The organism is Rhizobium sp. P1_C7, from assembly GCF_056406295.1.
Map to the genome: position 1 here is coordinate 321110 of NZ_JBFUAL010000005.1, position 13014 is coordinate 334123.

Below are 13014 nucleotides of genomic sequence, written 5' to 3' on the forward strand. Positions count from 1 at the left end.
GATCGCGGCGCCTTCCGGAATGACGGTTAAGTGATTGTTTTAAAAATATTGTTTCATCTGTGCCAGACTGACTGACAGGCAGCCAGCGGCTCGATTGTCGCGCCCGCCCATCACCAAAGACGGTATTGTCGCACCCCTGTCGCAGGTGCCGGTCACGCATTGTTGATGCTCGAAATGCGAACCTGAAACGTCGATATGCTGGCTGGGCCTGTGAATAGCGGGCCTTTGGGGCAAAGGTCGTGGCGTGTGCAGGCGAACTTGCCTATATGGAGAATAGCCAAGAGGTTTAGATGCGCTTTTCAAATTCCTTTCTCGACGAGATACGCGACCGCGTGCCAATTTCTGACGTGATCGGTCGCCGTGTGAGCTGGGACAAGCGCAAGACCAACGTATCGCGCGCCGACTACTGGGCGTGCTGCCCGTTTCATGGCGAGAAATCACCGAGCTTCCACTGTGAGGACCGCAAGGGCCGCTATCACTGCTTCGGCTGTGGGGTGACTGGCGATCATTTTCGGTTCTTGACCGAGCTGGAAGGGCTGAGCTTCCCCGAAGCTGTGCAGACGATCGCCGACATGGCCGGTGTCGCCATGCCCATCGCCGATCCCGTCATGGAGAAGCGCGAGAAGGAGCGAACCTCGCTTCTCGACGTGATGGAGCTCGCAACGCAGTTCTTCCAGGATCAGCTGCAGACGGCGATTGGCGCGCGGGCGCGAGCCTATCTGCGCGACCGCGGACTGACCGGGCGGACGATCGAGACCTTCCGGCTTGGCTTTGCCACGGACAGCCGCAACGCACTGAAGGAGTTTCTGGCAGGCAAGGGCGTTCCCAGGGAGCAGATCGAAGCCTGCGGGCTGGTGGTGCATGGGCCGGAGGTGCCGGTGTCCTACGACCGTTTCCGCGACCGCATCATGTTTCCGATCCTGTCTTCCCGAGAGAAGGTCATTGCCTTCGGCGGCCGCGCCATGTCGCCGGATGCGCCGGCCAAGTATCTGAACTCGAACGAGACCGAACTCTTCCACAAGGGTAACGTGCTCTATAACTTCACCCGTGCCCGGCGTGCGGCGCAGGGTGCGAACGGCGACGGCACGATCATCGCGGTCGAAGGCTACATGGACGTGATCGCACTGCATCAGGCAGGCATCGAGAATGCCGTTGCGCCGCTCGGCACCGCGCTTACCGAAAACCAGCTGGAGCTGCTGTGGAGAATGACGCCGCAGCCGGTGCTGTGCTTCGACGGCGACGGCGCCGGCATTCGCGCAGCCAATCGTGCGGCTGACCTGGCGTTGCCTCATATCAAGCCGGGGCGCACCGTGCGCTTCGCCATGCTGCCAGACGGCAAGGATCCGGACGATCTCGTGCGCAACGAGGGGCGTGCGCCATTCGACAAGGTGATGAGCCAGGCCAAGCCGCTGGCCGAGATGATCTGGGGCCGCGAGATCAACACCGGCCAGTTCGAAACGCCCGAGGCGAAGGCGGAGCTGGAGGCCAGGCTGAAGCAGCTGGTGGCCGTGATTGCCGACGAAAACGTCCGCCGGCATTACCAGCAGGATATGCGCGACCGGCTGAACGGCTTCTTTCAGCCGCAATTCCAGAATCGCTCCAACGAGCGACGCAATTTCGAGCGCGGTGGTGGGCAGAACAAGGGGCGGGCGAACGACGGGCAGCGCGGCGCCCGGGTCTCAGGCAGCGGCATTTCGGATCGGCTGGCGCGATCCGGGCTTGTCCGAGGCCATCAGGACCTGCCGGCGTTGCGCGAGAGCGTGCTTGCGCTTACCGTCGTCAATCATCCGGCGCTGATGCAGGACGAATACGATGAGATTGCCTCCATCGACTATGACAGCCGGGAGCTCCAGAGGCTCTGGTCCGGCATGCTGGGCGCTGCTGCTGCGGTTGCCGCGCCGCATCTGACGCGGGAATACCTGATCGAACGCCTGGAGGAACTTGGCTTTGCCGAACTGATCCGGAGCCTGGAGCAACAGATCCGCAATGCACGCCTGTGGATTGCCACCGAGGAGGCGGCGATGGAAGATGCGCGCGAGGGGTATCGCCAGGCGCTTGCCTTCCACAAGCGCGCCAAGGCGCTGCGCTGGCACAAGATCGAACTCGAGCGCGAGATTGCCGAGGCGACCGAGGCCGGAAACGGCGAGGTTATCGACCAGCTGATGCGGGCGCTGCAGGAGGTCCATTTCGAGGGACTTCGACTGGAGAACCAGGAAGCGATCGTCGACGGCTTCGGCGTGCTTTCCGGCCGGGTCAAAAAGGCAGCGAACCACTGATGCAACGAACGGAAGCGGCATTTTCGGCAGGTGATGCGCTGTTCGGCGCTGAGCGGTCACCGATCGACATCCTCAACCGTGTGTATGGCTACCCGACCTTTCGCGGCAAGCAGCAGCAGGTGGTAGAGCACATCGTCGCCGGCGGCGATGCCGTGGTCTTGTTTCCAACCGGAGCCGGCAAGTCGGTTTGCTTCCAGATTCCCGCACTCTGCCGTGAAGGGATCGGCATTGTCGTCTCGCCGCTGATTGCGTTGATGCGCGATCAGGTGGAGGCGATGAAGCAGCTCGGCATTCGTGCCGCAGCGCTGAACTCTTCCCTGTCGCGAGAGGAATTCATCGACGTTCGCCGCGCGATTTCAGCCGGCAAGCTCGATCTTCTCTATGTGACGCCGGAGCGCATTCTCATGGATGGCTTCCGCGATACGATCGGCAATTCGAAGATCGCGCTGTTTGCCATCGACGAGGCGCATTGCGTTTCCCAATGGGGACATGATTTCCGGCCGGAGTATCGCGAACTCGGCAAGCTCACGCAACACTATCCCGGTGTGCCGCGCATTGCACTGACGGCAACCGCCGATCCGCACACGCGCGACGACATCGTGGAACGTCTGGGCCTGAACAATGCCAAAGTGTTCACCACCAGCTTCGACCGGCCGAACATCAGTTACGAAATCGTCGAGCGCGACCAGCCGCGCCAGCAGCTCCTGCGATTCCTCTCGGGACACAAGGGAAACAGCGGCATCGTCTACTGCCTGTCGCGCGCCAAGGTCGAGGACACGGCCGGGTGGCTGAACACGCAGGGCATTCGCGCGCTGCCATACCATGCCGGGATGGACCGAGCGCTTCGCGATGCCAATCAGGACGCCTTCCTGAAAGAGGAAGATCTTTGCCTTGTCGCGACTGTTGCCTTCGGGATGGGGATCGACAAGCCGAATGTGCGCTATGTCGCACATCTCGATCTGCCAGGATCCGTCGAGGCCTACTATCAGGAGACCGGCCGCGCCGGGCGCGACGGGCTGCCGTCCGAGGTCTGGATGGCCTACGGGATGGCCGATGTCATCCAGCGGGGCCGCATGATCGACGAAGGCAATGCTGCCGACGAGATCAAGCGCGTGGAGCGCTCCAAACTCAACGCGCTGCTCGCCATCTGCGAGACAGCCTCCTGCCGCCGCCAGGCAATCCTTGCGCATTTCGGAGAGACCTCTGCTGGGAGTTGCAATGGCTGCGACACGTGCCTGAAGCCCGTAGAGACCTGGAACGGCACGGACACGGCGATCAAGGCGCTGGCCGCCATCTATCGCACCGGCGAGCGCTTCGGAACGGGGCATGTGGTCGATGTCCTTCTCGGCAATGTCAACGAGAAGACCGAACGGTTCGGTCACGCAACAATGCCGGTCTTTGGCGCCGGAAAAGACATTCCATCGCGAACATGGCAGTCGGTTTTCCGCCAGTTGCTCGCCATGGGCCTCATTCGCGTCGATCACAGCGCGTTCGGGGCCCTGAAGCTGGAACCGGAAGCCCGGGCGGTCTTCAAGCGCGAGCGCGAGGTCTTTTTCCGCAAGGATCGTCCGGCTTCCGAACGCCCGACAAAGAAGACGGCGCAAGTCGATCGTCGAAATGTGCTGTCGGGTGGCGACGGGGTATTGTTCGAGGCGCTGCGCGCCGAACGCACGTCGATCGCCAAATCGCTCGGTGTGCCGCCCTATGTCGTTTTCCCGGATACCACGCTGATCGCCTTTGCCACGGAGCGGCCGCGGACGCAGAAAGAGCTGCTCGGTATCTCAGGCGTCGGCCAGTCGAAGCTGGAGCGCTACGGCGATGCGTTTCTAAATGTCATCCTGGGGCACGGCGACTAGTCGGTAATCCAGACCGGTTGAGATCGAGCGCGGCGGCGGTCTATAAGGGCGGACCGGAAGGATAGAGTCATGGCCCAGAATATTTACGACAAGCCCGAGTTCTTCGAGGAATACAGCCAGCTCAGCCGGTCGGTGCACGGGTTGGACGGGGCGGCCGAATGGATGTCGATCCGCGCCGTTCTGCCAGAACTCTCCGGCAAACGGATTGTCGATCTTGGCTGTGGTTTTGGCTGGTTTGCGCGCTATGCTGCCGCGGAGGGCGCCAAGAGCGTTCTCGGGTTCGATCTCTCCGAGAAGATGATTGTTCGCGCACGGCAGGAGACGGCGGATGCGTGTATCCGTTATGAGATCGCCGATCTGGAGCATTTGGAACTGCCCGGCGCAGCCTTTGATCTTGCCTACAGTTCGCTCGCCTTTCACTACATCGAAAACTTCGCGCGGCTTGTCGCGATGATCCACAACGCGCTGACACCGGGTGCCGATTTCGTCTTCACCATCGAGCATCCGATCTACATGGCACCCACCGCGCCAATGTGGACCAAGGATGGCGCGGGACGCCGGATCTGGCCGCTCGACGGCTATTCGCGCGAGGGGCAGCGAACGACGGACTGGCTCGCCAAGGGTGTTGTCAAATATCACCGGACACTCGGCACGACGCTGAACACGCTGATCGGAGCCGGCTTTTCCCTTCGCCATGTCGAGGAGTGGCGACCGGATGCCGAGCAGCTCAACGATCATCCAGAATGGGCAGAGGAAACGGATCGACCGATGTTCCTTTTGATCGCAGCACAGCGCTGAGCGTGCGCAAGACAAGCGGGCGGCGATGTGCTAGTCCGGCGACATAGGGAAGCACCAAGAGAAGGGCCGTCAATGACCTCGCAATTCCTCTCTCATCTTCGCACCGAACTGGCCGAGCTGAAGGACGCCGGGCTCTACAAGTCCGAACGCGTCATCACCTCGAAGCAGGGCGGCGAGATCGCTGTTGCGTCGGGCGAGCGCGTGCTGAATTTCTGCGCCAACAACTATCTTGGCCTTGCCGACAACGAGGCGCTTGCCGAGGCCGGCAAGAAGGCGCTCGACCGTTACGGCTACGGCATGGCGTCCGTGCGCTTCATTTGCGGCACGCAGGAGGAGCACAAGCAGCTCGAAGCCCGCATTTCGTCGTTCCTCGGGATGGAGGATACGATCCTCTATTCCTCCTGCTTCGATGCCAATGGTGGCCTGTTCGAAACGCTGCTCGGCGAGGAGGATGCGATCATCTCTGACGCGCTGAACCACGCCTCGATCATCGACGGTGTGCGCCTCTCGAAGGCCAAGCGGTTCCGGTACGCCAACAACGACATGAAGGCTCTCGAGGAAGAGTTGAAGAAAGCCGAGGGCAGCCGCTTCAAACTGATCGCCACGGACGGCGTGTTTTCGATGGACGGCATCATCGCCAATCTGACGGGCGTCTGCGACCTCGCCGAGAAATACGGCGCGATGGTTATGGTGGACGACAGCCACGCAGTCGGCTTCGTCGGCAAGCACGGACGCGGATCGCCCGAACATTGCGGGGTCGAGGGGCGGGTCGACATCATTACCGGAACGCTCGGCAAGGCGCTGGGCGGAGCGTCCGGGGGCTATACGTCGGGCAAGACAGAGGTCGTTGACTGGCTGCGCCAACGCTCGCGTCCCTATCTCTTCTCCAATACGCTTGCGCCCGTTATCGCCGCCGCGTCGCTGAAGGTCTTCGACCTGATCGAGAACGGCGACGCGCTGCGCGGGCAGTTGTCGGCCAATGCGCAGCTTTTCCGTGCCGAGATGACGAAGCTCGGCTTCACACTGGCGGGCGAGGGACATCCGATCATTCCGGTCATGCTGGGCGACGCCAAGCTCGCGCAGGACATGGCGGCAATGATGCTGAAGAAGGGTGTCTACGTCGTCGGCTTCTCCTTCCCTGTCGTGCCCAAGGGCCAAGCCCGCATCCGAACGCAGATGTCAGCAGCGCATTCGAGCGCCGATGTCGAACGGGCGATCACGGCGTTTGCGGAGGCAGGCCGCGAACTCGGAGTCATTTGAAGAGTTTGAGGGAGTAAGATCATGTCGAACATGATGAAGGCGCTCGTTAAGGCTAAGCCCGAGGTCGGGCTCTGGATGGAGCAGGTGCCGGTGCCGGAGGTCGGCCCGAACGATGTGCTGATCAAGGTGAAGAAATCGGCGATCTGCGGCACCGATGTCCACATCTGGAATTGGGACCAGTGGGCGCAGAGGACGATTCCGGTGCCGATGGTGGTCGGTCACGAGTTCTGTGGCGTGATCGCCGAGGTCGGCTCCGCCGTGACCAAGTATCGCGTGGGAGAACGCGTTTCCGGGGAAGGGCATATCGTCTGCGGCAAGTGCCGAAACTGCCGCGCAGGAAGAGGGCATCTCTGTCGCAATACGCTCGGCGTCGGCGTCAATCGGCCGGGCTCCTTCGGCGAGTTCGTCTGCATTCCCGAGGCGAACGTCGTACCGATCCCCGACGATATTCCCGACGAGATCGCCGCCATCTTCGATCCCTTCGGCAATGCCGTTCATACCGCACTTTCCTTCGATCTCGTCGGCGAGGATGTGCTGGTGACGGGCGCCGGGCCGATCGGCATCATGGGCGCTCTCGTTGCCAAACGCTCCGGTGCCCGCAAGGTCGTGATCACCGACATCAACCCGCACAGGCTGGCGCTCGCCCGTAAGCTCGGGATCAATTACGTCGTCGACGCAGCCAAGGAGAACCTTACGGACGTCATGAAGTCGATCGGCATGACCGAAGGCTTCGACGTCGGGCTCGAAATGTCGGGCGCGGCGCCTGCGTTTCGCGACATGATCGACAAGATGAACAATGGCGGCAAGATCGCCATCCTCGGGATTGCGCCCGCGGGGTTCGAGATCGACTGGAACAAGGTGATATTCAAGATGCTCAATCTGAAAGGCATCTACGGCCGCGAGATGTTCGAGACCTGGTACAAGATGATTGCCTTCGTTCAGGGCGGCCTTGATCTGGCGCCGCTTATTACCCATCGCATCGGCATCGACGATTTCCGCGAAGGCTTCGAGGCAATGCGATCGGGCAATTCCGGCAAGGTCGTGATGGACTGGTAGGGGGAGGGACACATGATCTACGAGGGAAGCTGCCATTGCGGCGGTATCGCCTTTGAGGTGGAGGGAGATTTCAAGCAGGCCGTCGATTGCAATTGCACGCTCTGCCGCCGGCGCGGCGGATTGCTGGCTTTCGTTGCCCGCGACAAGTTCAGGCTGACGACGCCAGAGGAAAGCCTTTCGACCTATACTTTCAATAGCCATGTCATCAAGCATCGCTTCTGCGGCACCTGTGGCATAGCGCCCTTCGGCGAAGGTGTTCTGCCGGATGGAAACGCCATGGCATCGATCAATCTGCGCTGCATTCCTGCGATCGATCTTGGCGCGCTTGATATCGTGGCGTACGACGGGCAGTCGCGGTAGGTTTCTATACTGCCGCTCATGTGATATGTGCCGTTAGCGGCAACAGGATACCGAGAGGTGTCTTGCTGTCGGGCCATGAATCTCTGCGGCTCTTGTCTTCCTGCGGTGACATCCTATTTAAGGTTGGCAATCGCTTGAGCGGTTCCAAGCCTGTGGATAAGGCTTTTTCCGGGTTTTCTGCGGCTTTTTTTCTGGAAAAGCTTGACGAGAACAAAAATTGTGGGAATCACCGTTCGACTTGTAAAGCGGTGAACTGGGTCAAGGGCGGATCGCACAACCATGGCCGGACATTTGATGACAATAAAGCTCTGTCGTCCGGCGCCGGCAATCGTGGTTAATCAGGCATTAAATCTCATCCCGTTAGGTGGGGATCAGGTGATTCGAGACGACCGATTGCGGCGTGCGGGCCTTGATATGGCCGTCACCGCAGCGAGTTTGAATAGCGTCAGGAAGGCGACGATATAAATGGCAACCAAAGTCAAAGAGAATGAAGAAGCGGAAGTCGAACGCGACGGCGGCACCGACGGCCCTCTTCTGGATCTTTCCGATGACGCGGTCAAGAAAATGATCAAGGCCGCGAAAAAGCGCGGCTATGTGACGATGGATGAGCTGAATGCCGTCCTGCCGTCAGAGGAAGTGACGTCCGAACAGATCGAAGACACGATGTCGATGCTGTCCGATATGGGCATCAACGTCATCGAGGACGAGGAAGCCGAAGAGGCCGGCACCAGCGGCGGCGACGACGACGATTCCAGCTCCGACGAGGAAAGCGAAGGCGGCGAGCTTGCTCCTTCCGGCGGCACCGCACTTGCGACCGCCAAGAAGAAGGAGCCTACCGACCGTACCGACGACCCGGTTCGCATGTATCTGCGCGAAATGGGTTCGGTGGAGCTTCTGTCGCGCGAAGGCGAAATCGCGATCGCCAAGCGCATCGAGGCCGGCCGCGAAACGATGATCGGCGGCCTTTGCGAAAGCCCGCTGACGTTCCAGGCGATCATCATCTGGCGCGACGAACTGAACGAAGGCACGACGCTGCTTCGCGAGATCATCGACCTCGAAACGACCTACTCCGGTCCCGAAGCCAAGGCTGCTCCGCAGTTCCAGAGCCCGGAGAAGATCGAGGCTGATCGCAAGGCTGCCGAGGAAAAGGAAAAGACGCGCCGAGTCCGTACCGGCGACGACGACATCACCAATGTCGGCGGCGAAGGACTTCCCGGTGAGGAAGAGGAAGAGGACGAAGACGAGTCCAACCTCTCGCTTGCCGCGATGGAAGCCGAGCTTCGTCCGCAGGTCATGGAAACGCTCGACATCATCGCCGAGACCTACAAGAAGCTGCGCAAGCTGCAGGACCAGCAGGTCGAACAGCGGCTTGCGGCAACCGGCACGCTGTCGTCCGCCCAGGAGCGTCGCTACAAGGAACTCAAAGATGAGCTCATCAAGGCCGTCAAGTCTCTGTCGCTGAACCAGAACCGTGTCGACGCACTGGTCGAGCAGCTCTATGACATCTCCAAGCGGCTGATGCAGAACGAGGGCCGCCTGCTGCGCCTGGCGGAATCATACGGCGTCAAGCGTGACTCGTTCCTCGAGCAGTATCAGGGCGCCGAGCTCGATCCGAACTGGATGAAGTCGATCGGCAATCTGGCCGCACGCGGCTGGAAGGAATTCGCGAAGTCGGAAAACACGACGATCCGCGATATCCGCCAGGAGATCCAGAATCTGGCGACGGAAACCGGCATCTCGATCGCCGAATTCCGCCGTATCGTGTCGATGGTGCAGAAGGGCGAACGCGAAGCGCGCATCGCCAAGAAGGAAATGGTCGAAGCGAACCTTCGCCTCGTCATCTCCATCGCCAAGAAGTACACGAACCGCGGCCTGCAGTTCCTCGACCTCATTCAGGAAGGCAACATCGGCCTGATGAAGGCCGTCGACAAGTTCGAATACCGTCGTGGCTACAAGTTCTCGACCTATGCGACGTGGTGGATTCGTCAGGCAATTACCCGCTCGATCGCCGACCAGGCCCGCACGATTCGTATTCCTGTGCACATGATCGAAACGATCAATAAGATCGTGCGCACGTCTCGCCAGATGCTGCACGAGATCGGTCGCGAGCCGACGCCGGAAGAATTGGCCGAAAAGCTGGCCATGCCGCTCGAAAAGGTCCGCAAGGTCCTGAAGATCGCCAAGGAGCCGATCTCGCTCGAAACCCCCGTGGGCGACGAAGAGGATTCGCATCTCGGCGATTTCATCGAGGACAAGAACGCGCTTCTGCCGATCGATGCCGCCATTCAGGCCAACCTGCGCGAAACGACGACCCGCGTTCTGGCATCGCTGACGCCCCGCGAAGAACGTGTGCTGCGCATGCGCTTCGGCATCGGCATGAACACCGACCACACGCTCGAGGAAGTCGGCCAGCAGTTCTCGGTGACGCGCGAACGTATCCGTCAGATCGAAGCGAAGGCGCTGCGCAAGTTGAAGCATCCGAGCCGCTCCAGAAAGCTCCGCAGCTTCCTCGACAGCTAGGTCGCTCGTTCGGCAATCAGCCGACCGGCGCGTTTAAATCGGAAAGCCGGGCTCGTGCCCGGCTTTTTTCTTGATCGCGCGCTTCCAAAACGAGCGCTTTTCTTGTCGCTGCGTAGCGACAGGAGTACAATCCGCGCCACGGGGGAAGGGACCGACCGCAGCGTTTGAGCAAAGGTCGCCGATACGCCTGCGTGGACCAAGACCCTCCGTCAGGAGGTGTGACATGACCACTTACATCGTACTTATCAATTGGACGGATCAGGGCATTCGGAATGTTCGCGACTCGACGAAGCGTCTGGACGCGGCCAAGAAGTTGCTCGGCGATATGGGGGGCTCCTTCCAGCAGTTTTTTCTGACGCTTGGAGAGCATGATCTCGTTGCGGTCTGCGAGGCGCCCGACGATGCGGTGATGGCGCGGTTCGGCCTGTCTCTTGGAATGGGCGGCAATGTGCGCACGCGGACGCTGAAGGCGTTTCCGGAAGCTGCTTATCGCGAAATCATAGGGTCGCTCGGGTAGTCGCGAGGCTCGGGCAGTCGAGGTGCTGATGTCTTGCCGTTCCGCCTGCGCGGCCTCGTCAGGCTTCAAAGTAGCGCGTTCGGTCGAGATCAGGAATGAGCGCAGGCTGCTTGGGCGCCACCCCAGCAGCTGACGCGTCGGCTCGCTTGATGTCGGGCAGTCGAATGCTGCGAAATGGGTGAACCAGCCGAAGTGCTCGGCTGCCTCCTCGGGAGACTTGCTGACGACTGGCACGTTCAGTCGGCGTCCGATCACGCCGGCGATCTCCCGGAACGCTACGCTTCGGCTACACCGTGATACCGGGCGCCTGAGGCACTCTTTTCAAGCGCAAGCCTGAAGAGGCGGGCGGCATCGAGCCTGTGTACTGCAGACCAGTGGTTCAGCCCTTCGCCGATATAGGCAGAGACGCCCTTCTGACGCGCGATCCCCATGAGGATCGGAACGAACCCGTGATCACCATCTCCGTCGACAGACGGGGGAGGCGCATCAGTGACACGCGTACGCCCAGGGCTTTCAGCGCGGCTGCCGCCTCTTGCGACGCGACGCGGGGATTGGATGACGTTGGGGCCGGCACATCCTCCTCGGTCGCGACGCGACCCGGTGTAAGCAGGCCCGTTCCTGATGTGACGATCAGCGGACGGTCAGTGCCAAGGAGCGCGGAACCGAGCGCCTCGACGGCGCGTCGATCCGTCTCGCAGTTCTCCCTGAACCTGGAGAAGTCGTGGTTGAAGCCTGTGTGAATGATGCCGTCAGCGGCGACGGCGCCACTGCGCAAGCTCGCGATGTCCTCAAGATCACCGCGATGCACATCGGCGCCAGCAACGGCAAGTGATGCGGCAGCGGCATCTTGGCGCCGCGCTGGGGAAGGAGCCCGCGTCAATCGCTTGGAAGCTGGTGCGGATTGAGATAACGCATCTAATGCGGCCCAACCTGCAAGGGAATGCGACCTCTTCGTATCCCGCGGGATATAGGTCATTTTGAAATCCGCTTCGCAACGACCTGGGGATTATTGTCTTGTTGTTCTTGGTTGCTCACCATTTGCTGGCGGATGCCGTCTTTTTTGCTTTAAGGCTTGATGCTGCCTTCTTAAAAGGCCACATCGACAGCGTATCGTAGAGCACCGCGCGTGGGCATGCCGAAGATTCTGGAACATCGATGGGGGGCATTTGGCTGGGGCGTGTTTGCCTCGGTGCTGCTGCATCTCACGGTCGCTGCCTTCTTTTTCGTAAAATTGCCGGAGCGGCAGCCGACGCCGCCCGAAGAAGAGACCCTGAACGTGGACCTCGTGCCGCCGCCAGAGGAGAAGAAGCCCGAGGAGAAGAAGCCCGAGGCGCAAAAGCCGGAGGAAAAGAAGCCCGAGTTGACGGTGCCGGAAGAGCCGAAGCCCGAGGATAAGAAGGCGGAGGAGAAGCCTGCCGAAAAGCCGGCGGAGCCGCCGAAGGCGCAAGAAAAGGCGGAAGAACCCGCACCGCCACCGCCACCACCGCCGGAACAACCGAAGCCACCCGAGGAAAAACCGCCTGAGGAGAAGCCCTCGCAGGAGCAGCCGAAACCGGAACAACCGAAGGCCGAGGAGCCGAGTGCACAAGCTTCCGACCAGCCGGGCAAGCCGCAGCCAATACAACCGCTAAGGCCGGTCTTCGAATTTGGCGACAAGAACTCAGGGCCGCAAAAATCCGAGGTCGGCGATGCGTCCGCTGCCGGTGCCAGGCCTGACGTAACGCCGCCGAACGGCAAGCCGGAGCCGGTCGAAACAGCAACGGCGACGAAGCCACCGGTCGATGACAAGCCGCCGGCAAAGCCGGTGCCGGATGATATCGAGCTGCCGCAAGTCGAGGTAGGTGACACGCATCAGGAGAAGAACGGGCCGCCCGCGGAGGCGATCGGCGAGGCGAAAACGGACTTCGAGCAGGCAAAGCCGTCTGAAATGGCAAAGGCCGAGGAGCCCGCCAAGCCTGCACCGGATGCGCTCACCGAGGCCAAGACCCTGTTTTCACGGAATGCGACCGATGATCGCGTGGCCAAGACCGCCATGGACAATCTGCCCCGAGGCATGCGGGTCGCTCAGCTCTGCACCACCGAATTGCGCGAGCAGCTCAGGCACTCGCCCTCGGGTTATCGCCCCGAATTGCTGCCTTCCTACCGCCTGTCGAGTGGCACGGTGCTTGAAGTCAGGCGTGGCGCGTTTCGTGCCAGCGCCCGCTGGTACGACATGAGCTACCGGTGCGAGGTGGATGCCGAGGCCACAAAGGTCCTGTCCTTTGCTTTCGACGTGGGCGATCAGATCCCCAAAAGCCAATGGAAAAGCCGCGGGTTCCCTCAATAGGGGACTGATGTTTCAGACAATCCCAAGGGCTGCGCCCTCGGTCGT

10 protein-coding genes and 1 pseudogene are annotated in these 13014 nt (G+C 61.1%); 10 read left to right on the forward strand and 1 reads right to left on the reverse strand.

Going from position 1 to position 13014, the window contains the following annotated elements; translation table 11 throughout:
• Nucleotides 1-290 precede the first annotated feature (290 nt).
• From dnaG to AC1D2R_RS10360, 9 genes are all read left to right on the forward strand, one after another.
• Nucleotides 291-2276, forward strand: coding sequence for a DNA primase (gene dnaG, locus AC1D2R_RS10320; protein ID WP_477967178.1), 1986 nt, complete (start codon nt 291-293; stop codon nt 2274-2276).
• Nucleotides 2276-4132, forward strand: a complete 1857-nt coding sequence (recQ, locus tag AC1D2R_RS10325; protein ID WP_477967179.1) for a DNA helicase RecQ — start codon at nt 2276-2278, stop codon at nt 4130-4132. Before dnaG ends, recQ begins: the two co-directional genes overlap by 1 nt.
• A gap of 69 nt (nt 4133-4201) precedes the next feature.
• Entirely contained in the window at nt 4202-4930 is a 729-nt protein-coding gene (locus AC1D2R_RS10330; RefSeq protein WP_477967180.1) for a class I SAM-dependent methyltransferase, read from the forward strand.
• Nucleotides 4931-5002: 72 nt separating this feature from the next.
• Nucleotides 5003-6190 (forward strand): glycine C-acetyltransferase, encoded by a 1188-nt coding sequence (locus AC1D2R_RS10335; RefSeq protein WP_477967181.1) that lies wholly within the window; start codon nt 5003-5005, stop codon nt 6188-6190.
• Nucleotides 6191-6211: 21 nt separating this feature from the next.
• On the forward strand, nt 6212-7246 hold the full coding sequence (gene tdh, locus AC1D2R_RS10340; RefSeq protein WP_477967182.1) for an L-threonine 3-dehydrogenase: 1035 nt from the start codon (nt 6212-6214) through the stop codon (nt 7244-7246).
• 12 nt (nt 7247-7258) lie between these two features.
• The gene (locus tag AC1D2R_RS10345; RefSeq protein ID WP_477967183.1) at nt 7259-7606 is read left to right on the forward strand and encodes a GFA family protein; all 348 of its coding nucleotides are present in this window, start codon (nt 7259-7261) and stop codon (nt 7604-7606) included.
• Between the two features lie 62 nt (nt 7607-7668).
• Entirely contained in the window at nt 7669-7944 is a 276-nt protein-coding gene (locus tag AC1D2R_RS10350) for a hypothetical protein (RefSeq protein ID WP_477967184.1), read from the forward strand.
• Between the two features lie 127 nt (nt 7945-8071).
• Nucleotides 8072-10126, forward strand: coding sequence for an RNA polymerase sigma factor RpoD (gene rpoD, locus AC1D2R_RS10355; protein WP_477967185.1), 2055 nt, complete (start codon nt 8072-8074; stop codon nt 10124-10126).
• A gap of 223 nt (nt 10127-10349) precedes the next feature.
• The gene (locus AC1D2R_RS10360) at nt 10350-10643 is read left to right on the forward strand and encodes a GYD domain-containing protein (RefSeq protein WP_115107785.1); all 294 of its coding nucleotides are present in this window, start codon (nt 10350-10352) and stop codon (nt 10641-10643) included.
• A gap of 58 nt (nt 10644-10701) precedes the next feature.
• On the opposite strand, the pseudogene AC1D2R_RS10365 reads toward AC1D2R_RS10360, so the two are convergent.
• Nucleotides 10702-11619, reverse strand: a pseudogene (locus AC1D2R_RS10365) (SDR family oxidoreductase).
• A gap of 156 nt (nt 11620-11775) precedes the next feature.
• Between AC1D2R_RS10365 and AC1D2R_RS10370 the strand changes: the two are divergent.
• A complete protein-coding gene (locus tag AC1D2R_RS10370) occupies nt 11776-12969 on the forward strand; it encodes a DUF930 domain-containing protein (RefSeq protein WP_477967186.1) in 1194 nt (397 codons plus the stop codon).
• Nucleotides 12970-13014: the final 45 nt, after the last annotated feature.